At 70.9% G+C, this 14,467-nt stretch carries 17 protein-coding genes; 3 read left to right on the top strand and 14 right to left on the bottom strand.

The annotated features are described in order from the left end of the window. Window positions 1–17: 17 nt before the first annotated feature. The 13 genes from rbsB to lptM all read right to left on the bottom strand — a co-directional run bounded on the left by rbsB (window position 18) and on the right by lptM (window position 10,673). The gene (gene rbsB, locus ALSL_RS13480; RefSeq protein WP_126539887.1) at window positions 18–956 is read right to left on the bottom strand and encodes a ribose ABC transporter substrate-binding protein RbsB; all 939 of its coding nucleotides are present in this window, start codon (window positions 954–956) and stop codon (window positions 18–20) included. 53 nt (window positions 957–1,009) lie between these two features. Beyond that, complete coding sequence (locus ALSL_RS13475) at window positions 1,010–1,963, bottom strand: ABC transporter permease subunit (RefSeq protein WP_198410660.1); 954 nt, start codon at window positions 1,961–1,963, stop codon at window positions 1,010–1,012. Beyond that, entirely contained in the window at window positions 1,960–3,441 is a 1,482-nt protein-coding gene (locus ALSL_RS13470) for a sugar ABC transporter ATP-binding protein (RefSeq protein ID WP_126539885.1), read from the bottom strand. The genes ALSL_RS13475 and ALSL_RS13470 overlap by 4 nt, the downstream gene beginning before the upstream one ends. A 3-nt stretch (window positions 3,442–3,444) precedes the next feature. Beyond that, window positions 3,445–3,843, bottom strand: coding sequence for a D-ribose pyranase (gene rbsD, locus ALSL_RS13465; RefSeq protein ID WP_126539883.1), 399 nt, complete (start codon window positions 3,841–3,843; stop codon window positions 3,445–3,447). Continuing rightward, window positions 3,840–4,733 carry a ribokinase gene (gene rbsK, locus ALSL_RS13460; RefSeq protein ID WP_126539882.1) on the bottom strand — a complete coding sequence of 298 codons (894 nt, stop codon included), beginning with the start codon at window positions 4,731–4,733 and terminating at the stop codon, window positions 3,840–3,842. The genes rbsD and rbsK overlap by 4 nt, the downstream gene beginning before the upstream one ends. A gap of 65 nt (window positions 4,734–4,798) precedes the next feature. Then, entirely contained in the window at window positions 4,799–5,218 is a 420-nt protein-coding gene (locus ALSL_RS13455) for a hypothetical protein (protein ID WP_126539880.1), read from the bottom strand. A 146-nt stretch (window positions 5,219–5,364) separates the two neighbouring features. After that, the gene (locus ALSL_RS13450; RefSeq protein ID WP_126539878.1) at window positions 5,365–5,979 is read right to left on the bottom strand and encodes a hypothetical protein; all 615 of its coding nucleotides are present in this window, start codon (window positions 5,977–5,979) and stop codon (window positions 5,365–5,367) included. A gap of 33 nt (window positions 5,980–6,012) precedes the next feature. Beyond that, a complete protein-coding gene (gene hslU / locus ALSL_RS13445; RefSeq protein ID WP_126539876.1) occupies window positions 6,013–7,341 on the bottom strand; it encodes an ATP-dependent protease ATPase subunit HslU in 1,329 nt (442 codons plus the stop codon). A gap of 68 nt (window positions 7,342–7,409) precedes the next feature. Beyond that, window positions 7,410–7,964, bottom strand: a complete 555-nt coding sequence (gene hslV / locus ALSL_RS13440) for an ATP-dependent protease subunit HslV (protein ID WP_126539874.1) — start codon at window positions 7,962–7,964, stop codon at window positions 7,410–7,412. Between the two features lie 52 nt (window positions 7,965–8,016). Beyond that, entirely contained in the window at window positions 8,017–8,931 is a 915-nt protein-coding gene (locus ALSL_RS13435) for a tyrosine recombinase XerC (RefSeq protein WP_126539872.1), read from the bottom strand. Further along, window positions 8,928–9,608 carry a DUF484 family protein gene (locus ALSL_RS13430; RefSeq protein WP_126539870.1) on the bottom strand — a complete coding sequence of 227 codons (681 nt, stop codon included), beginning with the start codon at window positions 9,606–9,608 and terminating at the stop codon, window positions 8,928–8,930. Before ALSL_RS13430 ends, ALSL_RS13435 begins: the two co-directional genes overlap by 4 nt. Before the next feature lie 59 nt (window positions 9,609–9,667). Further along, window positions 9,668–10,501, bottom strand: a complete 834-nt coding sequence (gene dapF, locus ALSL_RS13425; protein WP_126539868.1) for a diaminopimelate epimerase — start codon at window positions 10,499–10,501, stop codon at window positions 9,668–9,670. A gap of 16 nt (window positions 10,502–10,517) precedes the next feature. Further along, the gene (lptM, locus tag ALSL_RS13420; protein ID WP_126539866.1) at window positions 10,518–10,673 is read right to left on the bottom strand and encodes an LPS translocon maturation chaperone LptM; all 156 of its coding nucleotides are present in this window, start codon (window positions 10,671–10,673) and stop codon (window positions 10,518–10,520) included. Window positions 10,674–10,751: 78 nt separating this feature from the next. Here lptM and ALSL_RS13415 point away from each other — a divergent pair, with 78 nt between their 5' ends. After that, window positions 10,752–11,438: a hypothetical protein gene (locus ALSL_RS13415; protein ID WP_126539864.1), complete on the top strand. Its 687-nt coding sequence runs from the start codon at window positions 10,752–10,754 to the stop codon at window positions 11,436–11,438. Here ALSL_RS13415 and ALSL_RS13410 read toward each other — a convergent pair whose 3' ends face one another. Continuing rightward, entirely contained in the window at window positions 11,439–11,909 is a 471-nt protein-coding gene (locus ALSL_RS13410) for a GNAT family N-acetyltransferase (RefSeq protein ID WP_126539862.1), read from the bottom strand. It abuts the gene before it with no gap. 196 nt (window positions 11,910–12,105) lie between these two features. Here ALSL_RS13410 and ALSL_RS13405 point away from each other — a divergent pair, with 196 nt between their 5' ends. Both ALSL_RS13405 and aroE read left to right on the top strand, forming a co-directional pair. After that, window positions 12,106–13,590 (top strand): RimK family protein, encoded by a 1,485-nt coding sequence (locus ALSL_RS13405; protein WP_126539860.1) that lies wholly within the window; start codon window positions 12,106–12,108, stop codon window positions 13,588–13,590. Continuing rightward, window positions 13,587–14,435 carry a shikimate dehydrogenase gene (aroE, locus tag ALSL_RS13400; RefSeq protein ID WP_174928853.1) on the top strand — a complete coding sequence of 283 codons (849 nt, stop codon included), beginning with the start codon at window positions 13,587–13,589 and terminating at the stop codon, window positions 14,433–14,435. The genes ALSL_RS13405 and aroE overlap by 4 nt, the downstream gene beginning before the upstream one ends. Window positions 14,436–14,467: the final 32 nt, after the last annotated feature.

Genomic DNA, 14,467 nt, shown 5'->3' with positions numbered 1-14,467 from the left:
AAGCGCGGCGCATCCGATCAGTGCGCCGCCTCGCGGGTGACGAGTTTCAGCGGCACCACGACCTTGGCATCGACCGGCTGACCGTGCAGCGCCTTGGCCGCCGTCTGCACGCCGAGCTGTCCCATGAGTTCGGGTTGCTGCGCCACGGTGGCGGCGAGCTTGCCTTGCTTGATGGCATCCAGCGCGTCGGGCGTGCCGTCGAAGCCGACCACCACCACATCGTGTTTGCCGGCCCCGTCCAGGGCACGAAGTGCACCGAGCGCCATCTCGTCGTTCTGGGCGAAGAGGCCCTGCACGTCGGGATGGGCCTGCAGCAGGTTCTCGGTGACGCTCATGGCCTGGGCGCGATCGAAGTTGGCCGGTTGGCGGGCGATCAGCTTGAGCGAGGAATTGGCCAGCTCGGTCTCGAAGCCTTCGCCGCGTTCGCGGGCGGCGGAGGTGCCCGGCACGCCCTCGAGTTCGATCACGTTGCCGTGGTCGGCTAGCGCGGTCTTGAGGAAGCGCGCCGCGGTGGCACCGCCGGCGCGGTTGTCCGAGGCGATGTGGCTGAGCACCTTGCCGCCATCGACCGCGCGATCCAGGGTGATGACCGGAATGCCAGCGCGATTGGCCTCCTCGACCGCCCCGACCAGCGCGGCCGAATCGGTGGGGTTGAGCAATAGCGCGCCGACGTGTTTCTGGATCAGGTCCTCGACGTTTGCGATCTGTTTGGCCGAGTCGTCCTGGGCGTCGACCACGATCAACTGGACACCGGCCTCGCGGGCGGCGTCCTCCGCACCCTTCTTGAGGGCGACGAAAAACGGATTGTTCTGCGTGGAAAGGGCGAGGCCGACGGCCTGGTTGCCCTGGCCGCCTTGATCCTTTCCGGGGCCGGCCTGATCGCCTGGTCCCTGCGAGCTGCAGGCGGCGAGGAGCGCAAGGGCGAGCGCGGCAAGGGCGATACGTGGCTTGTGCATGGACATGGACTCCCGATGGCGGCGATGAGGGATGGTTGCCGGCCGGCGCGCCGCTATCGACGCCGGTCCAGCAGTACGGCGATCAGGATCACCGCACCCTTGACCACCTGCTGGTAGAACGAGGACACCCCGAGCAGATTGAGGCCATTGTTGAGAAAGCCGATCAACAGGGCACCCACCAGGGTGCCGAGCAGCCAGCCGCGTCCGCCGGACAGGCTGGTGCCGCCGAGCACCACCGCGGCGATCGCATCGAGCTCGTAGCCGGTCCCGGCCGTGGGCTGCGCCGAGTGCAGGCGCGAGGTCAGGACGATGCCGGCCAGTGCCGCCAGCAGGCCGGACAGGCCATAGGCGCCCAGCTTGATCCAGCCTACCCGTACCCCGGCGATGCGCGCGGCCTCCTCGTTGCCGCCGACGGCGAACACGTGGCGACCGAACACGGTGCCGCGCAGCAGAAAGCCGCACACGGCGAAGGCCAGCGCCATCCACAGCACCGGGTTGGGCAACAGGTGGCCGATGTAGCCGTCGCCGATCAGGGCGAAGTCGCTCCGGCCGACCACGATCGGCTGGCCTTGCGTATAGGCCAGGGTCACCCCACGCAGCAGGGTCATGCTGCCCAGCGTGGCGATGAACGGCGCCACCCTGCCCCAGGCCACCAGCGCGCCGTTGACCAGTCCAAGCAGCAGCCCCAGTCCGAGTCCGGCGCCGAGCGCCGCCGCCATGCCGTGACCGGCGCCCAGGAGATGGGCGGTCACGGCGCCGGTCAGCGCCAGGATCGCCCCGACCGACAGGTCGATACCGCCGGTCAGGATGACGAAGCTCATGCCGAAGGCGATCAGGGCGTTGATCGACACCTGCCGCAGCACGGTCAGCAGGTTGGACAGGGTGCGGAAATCCGCGCTCAGCGCGGCGAGCACGGCCAGCAGCAGCGCGAGGCTGAGCAGCGGCCCGAGCCGTTGCAGCAGCGCCCGAGGAGTGGTCGTGGAAATCGATCGGGGCATGTCGTTCATGGACCTCTGGTGGCGGCGAGCATGATGCGTTCCTGGCTGGCGTCGGCGGCATCGAACAAAGCCGTGGCCCGGCCTTCGTGCATGACCAGGATGCGGTCGCTCATCGCCAGCACTTCGGGCAGTTCGGAGGAAACCATCACGATGGCGGCGCCCTGGCCGACCAGGGCATTGATGAGCTCGTAGATCTCGGCCTTGCCGCCGACATCGACGCCGCGGGTGGGTTCATCCAGCAGCAGCACCCGCGGCCTGAGCGCCAGCCAGCGCGCCAGCACCACTTTCTGCTGGTTGCCGCCCGAGAGCATGCGCACGGCCTGTTCCATGTCGCGCGTGCGGATCTTGAGCCGGGCGATGAGCTCGCTGACCAGGTGGCGTTCGCGGCGGCGCTCGATCACGCCGGCGCGGGCGGGCACCCGCGCCAGGGTGATGTTCTCGCGCACCGAGAGATCGAGGACGAGACCTTGTGTCTTGCGGTCCTCCGGCACCAGCGCGAGTCCGGCGCCGATCGCCTCGACCGGCGAGCGCGGCAGCAGCGAGCGGCCGTCCAGCTCGATCCGCCCGGACTCGGCGCGGGCCAGGCCGAACAGCAGCCGCAGGATCTCGGTGCGGCCGGCGCCCATCAGCCCGGCGATGCCCAGCACCTCGCCGGCGCGGACCTCGAAGCCGACGTCGCGCACATAGCGGTTGCCGAGCGCCTCGACCTTGAGCCGCACCGCGCCCGGGCGGCGTTCCCGCTGCGGGAACCGCGCCTTGAGCGGTCGCCCGACCATCATCCGCACCACCTCGTCCAGGCTGAGCCCCGCCACCGGCCGACAGCCGACCAGCCGGCCGTCGCGCAGCACCGAGATGCGGTCGCACAGCGCGAAGAGTTCTTCCATGCGATGGGAGACGTAAATGATGCCGGCGCCCTGGGCGCGCAGCTCGCGGATCAGCGCGAACAGCGTCGTCGTCTCGTGCTCGGTCAACGCGGTGGTCGGCTCGTCCATGACCAGCACGCGCGCGTGCTGGCCGAGCGCGCGGGCGATCTCCACCAGCTGCTGCTGGCCGACCGAAAGTCGCCGCACCGGCGTGTCGACCGGCAGTGCTTCCAAGCCCACGCGCGTGAGCCAGTCCCGTGCCCGCTCGCGCATCGCGCGCCGATGCAAGAGGCCCAGGCGGGCGGGTTCATGGCCCAGAAACAGGTTCTCGGCCACGCTCAGTTCCGGAATCAGGTTGAGTTCCTGATGGATGACCGCGATCCCCGCGCGCTCGGCATCGGCCACCGAGCCGATCTCGACCGCCTGGCCATCGACCCGGATGCTTCCGGCGTCGGGCCGATGGATGCCGGCCAGAATCTTGATCAGCGTGGATTTGCCGGCGCCGTTCTCGCCCATCAGCGCATGCACTTCGCCGGGCAGCAGCGTGAAGTCGACCCCCTCGAGCACCCTGACCGGCCCGAAGGCCTTGGTGATGCCCTGCATTTCCACCAGCGGCGTGGTCATGGTCTAGAACGTCACGCCCGCATGCAGGATCAGGTTGGCGTAGGGCGTGGTTTCGCCGGTGCGCACCACCGCCCGGGCGCGGCCGCAGGCCTGCTTGAACGTCTCGTGGTCGAGTTCCTCCACGCGCAGGCCTTGTGCGCGCAGCTGCCCGACGAGGGCCTGCATGGCCGGATTGTGCGTGTGGATCTCCCGCGCCGCGGTCACCGCTTCCACCGCGAGCTCGGCATGGATCGCCGCGAACACGTCGGCGAAGGCGGGCAGTCCCGGGCGGATCGCCAGATCGATGCACGGCACGCCGGGCGGCACCGGCAGACCGGCATCGGCGATGACCAGCGTGTCGGTGTGGCCCATGGCGGCGATCAGCCGGTTGAGTTCGGCGTGCAAAAGGCCGTGGCGTCTCATGCGGCGCGCTCCAGCAGGGCATCGAGTTCGGCGCGATGCGGCATGCCGCCGCGCGCACCCAGCCGGGTGACCGCGAGCGCGGCGGCGGCGCAGGCCTTGCGTACCGCCTCGGGCAGGCCCTCGTGCAGGAAGACCGCGAGCGCCGCGTTGAAGGTGTCGCCGGCGCCGGTGGTATCGACCACCGGTACGCGAAAGGCTGGCTGCCGCACCGGTTTGCCGTCGAGACAGTACCAGGCACCTTCCTCGCCGCGGGTCAGCACCACCGGCGCCGGCGCGCGCTGCATCAGGCTGCGGAAGTCCTCCTGAGGGTCCGCGCCGAGCAGCGTCGCCAGTTCGTGCTCGTTGGGCGTCAGCAGGCTGGCCTGGGCGAGCAGCTCCTGCGGCAGCGGACGCGCCGGCGCGGGATTGAGGATCACCGGCACGCCGAGTCGCCGGCCCAGGCGCAGCGTGGCTTCCACCGTCTCCGGCGGGATTTCCATCTGCACCAGCACGGCATCCGCCGCGGCGAAAAGCTCGCTGGCCGACGCCACGTCGGCCGGCGTCACCCTGGCGTTGGCTCCCGCCACCACCACGATCGCGTTTTCGCCACCGGCCACGGTGATCGAGGCGGTGCCGCTGCCGACGTCGCTGCAGCGGCGCACGTGTTCCAGTCGCACGCCCTCCTCGGCCAGGCCGCGGGCGAGCTCCTCGCCGAAGGCGTCCTCGCCGAGCGCGCCGATCAGATGCACCTCGGCGCCTAGCCGTGCGGCGGCCACCGCCTGGTTGGCGCCCTTGCCGCCGTGGGCGGTGAGAAAACGCTCGCCGAGCAGGGTTTCGCCCGGCGCCGGAAACCGCGGCGCCAGGGTGACGAGATCCATGTTGATACTGCCGACGACGAGCAGACGCGGCATGGCGACCCTTTAAGGAAGTTGGCAGGCGGCGAAGGATACGCCAGTGCTCCGCCCGCGCGTGAGCCTCAGTGGTCGACGGTGCTGGCGGCCGCCGCCGGTGCCCGGCCCGGGTGATGCTGGCGCATGGATTGGCGCAGGGCCTGCCATTGCTGGCGCTGGCTGTCGGTGAGCACCGACTCGATCTGCCGCTCGCTGTCGCGCAGGATCTGCGCCGCCTTGGCACGGCGTTCGGCCGGGCTCAGGCTGGTATCCGCGCGCACGGCTTCGAGGTCCTGGCGCCGACGCTCCAGGATGGGGCGCAGCTGGGCCTGCTGGCCGGGGGCGAGATCGAGCTTGCGGCTCAGTCGTTCGAGCTGGCGCTCAGGGTCCGGCACATGCTGCGATCCGGCCGACGGCGGCGCGGGCGGTGTGGTGGCGGTCTGCGCCAGCGCCGCGCCGGCGACGGCAAGGCAGGCACAGCCGGCCAAGACAAGGTAACGGGACATGCGGGCACTCCTGATCACTGGGAGAACCCTGCAACGGCCGTTGCCCCGATTCGGTTGACGGATCGCCTGCCCGGCGGTGAGCGGCGCGCGAGCCATCGGCACGCTTGCAGCAGACCCAAGCCGGCGCTGCGGGGCCGGCGCGGGCGTCAATGGGCGCGACCGACCCCGGGGTCGCCGTGCTCGAGCGGCGGCGGCGTGCCGGCCACGGCGAGCAGCGCCTGCGCATAGGGGTCTTCCATGCTGACCGTGGACACCTCGTCCCAGGCGAAGAAGGAAGGCTCGCGCAGCCATTCGGCGTCGGGCGTGATCTCCTGCAGGGTGAAGCCGTCCTCTTCCACGCCGACCAGCCGGCCGATGTAGCAGACCTCGGCATCCTCTTCGCTGTCCACGTGTACACCGATCACCGGGGCAAGGTCGCCGGCCGCCTGCACCACATCGCGGATGGCATCGAGCGGGAAGGCGCGCGGCACCCGCGGCAGCAGATGCTTGAGCGCGAGCGCCTTCTCGATGAAGGCATGGTGCTTGTCCGGCGCCTCGAGCTCGGTGACGTCCCGATGGCGCATGACGTACAGCCCGTCGTAGGTGATGCCGTCGCCGACCACCCACAGCAGGAAACATTCGCGCCCGACCCCGCCCACGTAGCCGCAGAAGCTGCCGTGCTCGAGTTCGCCGCGCCACAGCCGGATCAACTGCCGTTGCCGCTGCGCCTCGCGCAGTTGCGCGCGCAGGCCGGTACCCTTGAATTCAATGATCTTACCCATGGCGCGATTTTAGCAGAGCGGCCCGGCCGCCCCTTACAGGATGTACCGGCTCAGGTCCTCGTCGGCGGCCAGATCGGTAAGGTTGCGATCGACCATTTCGGCGTCGATGACGTAGGTTTCACCGGATTTGTCCGCAGCTTCGAAGGAGATCCCTTCGAGCAGGCGTTCCATCACCGTGTGCAGCCGGCGCGCGCCGATGTTCTCGGTGCGTTCATTGACCTCGAAGGCGATCTCGGCCAGGCGGTCGATGCCGTCCGCGGTGAATTCCACGCGCACCCCCTCGGTGCCGAGCAACGCCGCGTATTGGCGGGTCAGCGCGTTGTGCGGCTCGCGCAGGATGCGCTTGAAGTCCTCGACCGAGAGCGCGGAGAGCTCGACGCGGATCGGCAGCCGGCCCTGCAGCTCGGGAATGAGATCGGACGGCTTGGCCAGCGAGAACGCGCCGGAGGCGATGAACAGCACGTGGTCGGTCTTGATCGGTCCGTACTTGGTGGTCACTGTCGAGCCTTCCACCAGCGGCAGCAGGTCGCGCTGCACGCCCTCGCGGCTGACGCCGGCGCCGCCCCATTCGCTGCGCTGGGCCACCTTGTCGATCTCGTCGATGAAGACGATGCCGTGCTGCTCGGCGGCGAACACCGCCTGGGCGCGGATCTCCTCGTCGTTGATCAGCTTGGCGGCCTCCTCCTCGATCAGCAGCGGCCGCGCCGCCTTCACCGTCAGCTTGCGCTTCTGCGTGCGCGCGCCGCCCAGGCTCTGGAACATCTGCTTGAGCTGCTGGCCCATTTCCTCCATGCCCGGCGGCGACATGATCTCCACGCCGACGTTCAGGGCGACGTCGAGCTCGATCTCGCGATCGTCCAGCGCGCCCTCGCGCAGCTGGCGGCGCAGTTTCTGGCGCGTCTCGTTGTCGGCCGGGGCGCTGTCCTGGCTCCAGTCGCCGAGCTGCCGGCGCGGCAGCAGGGCGTCGAGGAGACGGTCCTCGGCGCGGTCCTCGGCCTGGCTGCGCACGCGCTGGGTGGCCTGCTCGCGCACCAGCTTGTAGGCGACGTCGGCAAGGTCGCGGATGATCGACTCGACGTCCCTGCCGACGTAGCCGACCTCGGTGAACTTGGTCGCCTCCACCTTGACGAAGGGCGCGTTGGCGAGCGTGGCCAGCCTTCGCGCGATCTCGGTCTTGCCCACGCCGGTGGGGCCGATCATCAGGATGTTCTTGGGCGTCACCTCGTTGCGCAGCTCGGGGTCGAGCTGCATGCGCCGCCAGCGGTTGCGCAGCGCGATGGCCACCGCGCGCTTGGCCGCTTGCTGGCCGACGATGTAGCGATCGAGCTCGTTGACGATTTCGCGGGGAGTGAGTTCGGACATGGGGTCTTGTCGGCAATGGCGATGGGACAATCGGGAAGGTGGCGGTCGGTGGGCGCAAAACGCAGCCCTCAACCCCGCGGCGCGGCGTCCAGTTCTTCGATCGTGGTGTTGTGGTTGGTATAGATGCAGATGTCGGCGGCGATCTTGAGCGCCTTCTCGACGATGCTGCGCGCGTCCATGTCGGTGTGTTCCAAAAGCGCGCGGGCGGCCGACTGCGCGTAGGGCCCGCCCGAGCCGATCGCGATCAGGCCGTATTCCGGCTCCAGCACGTCGCCGTTGCCCGAGATCAGCAGCGAGACGTCGCGGTCGGCCACCGCCAGCATGGCCTCCAGCCGGCCCAGGCGGCGGTCGGTGCGCCACTCCTTGGCCATTTCCACCGCGGCGCGGGCCAGGTTGCCGCTGTGGCGGGTGAGCTTGTCCTCGAACAGCTCGAACAGGGTGAAGGCATCGGCGGTGGCGCCGGCAAAGCCGGCCAGCACCTCGCCGGTCTTGCCCAGGCGGCGGATCTTGCGGGCGTTGGCCTTCATCACCGTGTTGCCGAGGGTGACCTGGCCGTCGCCGCCGATGACGATGCGGCCGTGCCGGCGCACCGAGACGATGGTGGTGGCGTGGAAGGATTCCATGCGCGCTCCGGGATGTGGAAACCAGCACAGATGGGGGCGCCCGCCCGCGCCTTCAACGCGGTTTCGCTCCCGACCGCCGCCGCGCACGCGGATGCGCGGCGTCGTACACCTTGGCCAGATGCTGGAAATCGAGGTGGGTGTAGATCTGCGTGGTGGCGATGTCGGCGTGGCCCAGCAGTTCCTGCACCGCGCGCAGATCGCCGGAGGATTCCAGCAGGTGGCTGGCGAAGCTGTGCCTCAGCAGGTGCGGATGCACGTGCCGGGGGAAACGCTGCGCCTGGGCCAGGCGCTGGAGGCGCAGCTGCACCGCGCGCGGGCCCAGCGCCGTGCCTCGCGGTCCGCGGAAGACCGGCCCGCGCGCCTCGCCCTGCGAGGCCGCCAGCGCCCGCAGCGCGGCCACCGCCTGGCGGCCGACCGGCACGAGGCGGGTCTTGCCGCCTTTGCCGAGCACGCGGACTTCGCCCGCGTCGAGGTCCAAGTCCTCCCAGCGCAGGCTAGTAAGCTCGGTCAGCCGCAGGCCCGAGGAATAGAAAAGTTCCAGCATGGCGCGGTCGCGCCGGCCGAGCCGCCCTGGACCGACCGCCTCGATCAGGCTGATGGCCTCGTCCACGTCGAGCACGGTGGGCAATCGGCGCGGCGCGCGCGGGGCGCGCAGGCCGGCGGTCGGGTCATGTCCCAGCGCGCCTTCGCGCAGCAGGTGGCGACACAGACCGCGGCAGGCCGAGAGCAGGCGCTGCAGGCTCTTGGGCGCGAGCCCGGCGCGATGCGCGTCGGCGATGAACCGGCGCAGATGCTCGGCATCCAGCGCGGTGATGCGGTCGAGGCCGTGGCGTTCCATCCAGGCGAGCAGCTTGGCCAGGTCGCGCCGGTAGGCGGCCAAGGTGTGCGGCGAGGCACGGCGTTCGCCGGCCAGCCGCGCGAGCCAGGCTTCGGCCTGCGCACGCGCGTTCGCGTCGCGCTGGCTCAGAGCGTCCCCCGTGCGCGGGCGAGCGCGGCGCCGACGGTGGCGGCGATCATCTTCAGGAACAGCGTGCCCATGCCGGGCTGGAAATGGCCGGCATCACCGCTGCCGAGCGCGAGCAGGCCGTCTTCGCCGAGCGGCAGCACCGCCACCGAGCGCACCTGCGCGGCCTGTTCGCCGAACAACCGTTCCAGCCGGGCGGGGCCGAGGCGCCCGACGAACGGCTCGTCGCCGGCGAGCAGCCCGGCCAGTTCCGGCAGCGCCAGCCGCCCGGCCGGCTCGATGTCGAGCCATGGCGCCGACGAGAGGTCATGCGCGGCCTGGAACAGCAGCAGGCGCACCGGATCTAGGCCGAAGTCGCGGCCCAGCGCCTCGATCACCCCGTGCACGGCGAGCGCTGGCGTGGCCGATCGCAGCATGGCCACGTTGAGCGCATGCACCCGCTGCATCAGGCGCTCGTTGTCGGCGGCCAGCCGGACCAGCTCGAGCTGGCGCCGCTCGAGCTCGGCGTTGCGTTCGCGCAGGCGTTTCAACTGGTGCGCGGTGAGCGAAGCGACGCCGGGCGCGCCCGCTTCCAGCCGGGCGACGAGTTCCGGGTGCTCGGCGAGAAAGCCCGGATGCCGCTCCAGAAAGGCGGCGACCGCGGCGGCGTCGGGCAGCTCGGCGAGCAGCGGATCGGACATGCGCGAACCCCGGCAGAACTCAAGACGATGCGGCAGTGTGCGCCGGGCGCCGGACGCCATCAAGCCGCGTGCGGCCAGTCGCCCTCGAACACGAAGGCGGCCGGCCCGGTCATCCACAGCGGATGGCCGGGACCTGGCCAGTCGATGTGCAGCGTGCCGCCTGGCAGCGTCACCGCGACGCCGGCCTCGACCTCGCCGCGCCGGCGCAACACCGCCATCGCCGCGCAGGCGCCGGTGCCGCAGGCCAGGGTCCAGCCGCTGCCGCGCTCGTGCACGCGCAGCCGCAGGTGGTTGCGGTCGAGCCGGCGCACGAAGCCGGCGTTGGCGCCCTGCGGAAAGCGCGGATGCGTGCTGAGCGCCGGGCCGAGCGCGTCGATGCCGGCCGCCTCCGGGTCATCCACGACCACCACCGCATGCGGGTTGCCCATCGACACCGCGCCGATGACGAGCTCGCCTCCGGCGACCGCGATCGGATAGCGATCGGCCTCGGCCTCGGCAAGGAACGGGATGCGGGCCGGGGCGAATACCGGCTCGCCCATGTCCACCGCCACTTCGAGGGGCCCCAGCAGGCGCACGTCGACCGGGCCGGACGGGCTTTCCAGGCGTACCGTCTCACCGAGCTCGAGCGCGCCGGCGCGATGCAGCCACGCGGCCACGCAGCGCACGCCGTTGCCGCACTGGCCGGAGGGGCTGCCGTCGGCATTCCAGATGCCGTAACGGAACGCGCAGGACGGATCGCGCGCCGGCTCGATGGTCAGCAGCTGGTCGCAGCCCACGCCGGTGTGGCGGTCGGCGAGGGCGCGGATCGCCGCCGCGTCCAGCGCGAGCGGCCGGGTGCGCGCGTCGAGCACGACGAAGTCGTTGCCGAGGCCGTGCATCTTGGAAAAACGCATCGGTGTCGCCGCCCCGTCAGTGCCGGGCGGCGGGCGCCGGCGCGCTGGCGGCGGGTGCGGGGGCGACGGTGGCCGGCGGCGTGGCGGTCGGCGGCGGCAGGTACAGCGGCCCCTTGCGGCCGCAGCCGGCGAGCGCGGCGAGGATGAGACACAGCAGCAGCAATCGAGGCATGGCAAGGTCCGTGATGACTCAAGGTCGAGTATAGCCAGCGGCTATCATGCCGCGTCGCCGTTTCGCGAGAGCCGCCGCATGGACGAGTGGTCCACCCTGATCCGCCTGCCGATGACCGTGCTGCTGTTCGCGGCCGCACTGGCCGCGATCTTCGCGCTGGTGCAATTGGCCGCCATGCTGCGGCGGCGACGCGAGGGCCGGCCGCTGGCCGCCGCCGGCCGTTTCCTCGCCCTCCTGATCGGCCTGGCGCTGGCCTGTCTGCTGGCCGGTACCGGCCTTGCGCTGCGTGGTTACCGGCTGCTCGCCGAGGAGGCGCCGGTGCTCGACATCGATGCGCACATCCTCTCACCACAGCGCTGGCAGCTGCAGGTGAGCTGGCCGGACGGCGCCACCCGGCGGCTCGAACTGGCCGGCGATGCCTTTCGCGTCGAGGCGGTGGTGCTCAAGTGGAAACTGCCGGCCGTGCTCGCCGGTGTGCCGCCGCTGTATCGGCTCGACCGCATCGACGGGCGCTACGACGAGGCCGCCCAGGAAGCGCAGGCGCCACGCACGGTGGTCGATTTCGCGCCGTCGGGCTGGGACCTGCTGGAGCTGCGTCGCCGGTATCCGCAATGGCTGCCGGCGGTGGACGCCGTCTACGGCAGCGGCGCGTTCCTGCCGCTGGTCGACGGCGGCCATTACACGGTCAGCCTGATGCGTAGCGGCGCATTGGTGGCGCGGCCCGATGAAGCCACCGCGCGCCGCCTGGCCGCGCCGCTCGACTGATCAGTCCGCGGCCGGGGCCAGCGGCTTTGCATAGCGCCAGCCGTCGGCGCCGTCTTCGTAATAGTGCGGTAGGCGTTTGCCGCGCCGGTAGCCGGCGCGCTCGTAGAGCGCGATCGCCGCGGCGTTGTCTGCGCGCACTTCCAGCACCAGCCGGCGGCAGCCGCGCGCGCGGGCGGCCGCTTCGGCCGCGGCCAGCAGGGCACGGCCGATGCCGCGTCCACGCGCGGGCGAGGCGGTGGCGAGCGAGTAGAGCCGGGCGCTGGTGCCGCCGCGACGGAAGAACACCACTGCGCTGCCCAGCAGCGTTCCGGCGGCCGTCGTCGCCACCCACACCTGCGCGCTGGCGCTGCGCAGGTGCCGGTGGTACTGCGCGCGGCTCAGGCGGTCGCCGCTGAAGCTCGCCTGTTCCAGCGCAAGCAGCGCATCGAGATCGTCGCGCCGGGCCGGGCGCAGGTCGAGGTCGGCAGGCATATCGGTCGCACGGGTTTGCGGATCGACGCCGACTGTAAGGCCAAGAGGTCGGTCGATGGCGCGCAACGTGAACGTCAGCCGGACCGGCGCGGGTGAAGGCCTTGCGGGCGCGCCGCGCTGTGCCACACTGCCCGGCGCTGCGCCGGCCGCGGATGGCCGCGAGCGCCGCCGCAAGCGATTTCCTTCCCAAGGTGCCATGACCCGCCTCGTCGTCGTCGTCGAGAAAGCCTCCGACTGGAGTGCCTATTACCCCTCCGTGGACGTGATGAGCGCGATGGATTACCTGCGCGAGCCGGTGGTCGCCGACGAGGAACGCACGCAGGTCATCAACCTGTGCCGCAACTACAAGTACCTGGGCACCGGCTACTACGTCTCGCTGCTGGCCGAGGCGCGCGGCCACCGGGTGATGCCCTCGGTGCGCACGGTCAACGATCTGCGCCGGCGCTCGCTGTACGGCCTGGACATCGAGGACCTCAACCAGAAACTCACCCACTTCCTGCCCGCCGGCGGCCGCGACACCACCGATTTCGGCATTCTGGTCTATTTCGGCCAGACCGCCTATCCCGCCCTGCAGGACCTGGCGCGGCAGGTGTTCGAGATGTTCCCCTGCCCGCTGCTGCGCATCGAGTTCGAGCGCGAGCGGGTCTGGCAGGTGGCTTCCATCCGCCCGGTCGGCCTGCACACCCTGGACGATGCGCAGGAGGACGCCTTCGCCGCCGCGCTGGATGCCTTCTCGCGCAAGCTCTGGCGCCGGCCGCGTGCACGCAAGCGCTACCGCTACGAGCTGGCCATGCTGGTCGACCCCAACGAGGCGATGCCGCCGTCGAACAAGAAGGCGCTCAAGGCCTTCGTCGCCGCCGGCCGCGAGCTCGGCATCGAGGTCGACACGATCGGCAAGCACGACTATCCGCGCCTGGCCGAATACGATGGCCTGTTCATCCGCGAGACCACGGCCAGTGACAACCACACCTACCGCTTCGCCCACCGCGCCGAGCGCGAGGGCATGGTGGTGATCGACGACCCGAGCTCGATCCTGCGCTGCACCAACAAGATCTTCCTCAACGACCTCATGGTCGCGCGCAAACTCGCCGTGCCGCGCACCGAGATCCTCTACCGCGACGACGCCAAGGGCCTGCCCGAGATCGCCGAGCGGCTGGGCTTTCCGCTGGTGCTCAAGATTCCCGACGGCTCGTTCTCGCGCGGCGTGGTCAAGGTGGAGGACCCCGCGGCGCTGGAGAAGGCCGCCGGGGAACTGTTCCAGCACAGCGCGCTGCTGCTTGCGCAGGAGTTCGTCTACACCGAGTTCGACTGGCGCATCGGCGTGCTCAACCGCGAGGCGCTGTACGCCTGCAAGTACTACATGTCGCGCGGCCATTGGCAGATCTACAACCACGGCGCCAAGGGCACGGCCAAGTCCGGCGGCTTCGAGACGGTGCCGGTGCGCGATGCCCCGGCGGAGGTGGTCAAGCTCGCGCTCAGGGCCACCCAGCCGATCGGCGACGGCCTGTACGGCGTGGATCTCAAGCAGGTCGAGGGCAAACCGATGGTGATCGAAGTGAACGACAACCCGTCGATCGACGCCGGCGTCGAGGATGCCTATCTCGGCGAGGACTTGTACCGGCGGGTGATGCAGGAATTCCTGCGCCGGATGGAACGCAAGCGCCTGGGGCTGGACCGATGAGCGCGACGGACGTGCCGCGCTACGTGGTGTTCGGCCAGCCGGTCGGCCATTCGCGCTCGCCGGCCATCCACCGCGCCTTCGCCGCGCAGTGCGGGCTTGCCCTGCGCTACGACCGGTGCGAGGTGGCGCCGGCGGCGTTCGCCGAGGTCGCGAGGGATTTCTTCGCCCGCGGCGGCGCCGGCGCCAACGTCACCCTGCCGCACAAGGCCGCCGCACTGGCGCTGGCCGACGTGGCCGATCCGGCGGCACGGCGGGCTGGGGTCGCCAACGTGCTCACGCCCGTCGCGGGCGGGCTGCACGCGCACAACACCGATGGCGCCGGCCTGGTGCGCGATCTGCACGAGCGCCAGCGGCTGACCCTGGAGGGTCGGCGCGCCCTGCTGCTCGGCGCCGGCGGCGCGGCGCGTGGTGTGGCCTGGAACCTCTTGGACGCGGGGCTTGCCGAGCTTCTCGTCGTCAACCGCACGGAGCGCGCCGCCGCCGAGCTCGTCGCCCGGCTCGAAGATCCGCGTGCCGCCGCCGCACCGTGGTCGGCGCTCGCTGAGGCCGCGCCGTTCGACCTCGTCATCCATGCCACCGCCGCCGGCGTGCTGGGCCAACCGCTGGCCTTGCCATCGGGGCTGGTCGCGGCCGGCGGCCTGGCCTACGACCTTTCCTACGGGAGCGCCGCGGCGCCGTTCCTGGCTTGGGCCGCGCGCGCCGGGGTGGCGGCCTGCGACGGGCTCGGCATGCTGGTGGAGCAGGCCGCCGAAGCCTTTGCGATCTGGCACGGCGTGCGTCCGGCCACCGATCCGGTCTACGCCATGCTTCGCGCGTCGATGCCCGTCGCGGCTTCGCTTGCCTGAGCTGTCACCGCGCTGACATCCGCAGGCTCTAG

The sequence above is a fragment of the Aerosticca soli genome (assembly GCF_003967035.1).
Taxonomy (GTDB): Bacteria; Pseudomonadota; Gammaproteobacteria; order Xanthomonadales; family Rhodanobacteraceae; genus Aerosticca; species Aerosticca soli.
Note: the sequence above shows the minus strand (reverse complement) of the source record. Positions and strands in the feature narration are given on the sequence as shown.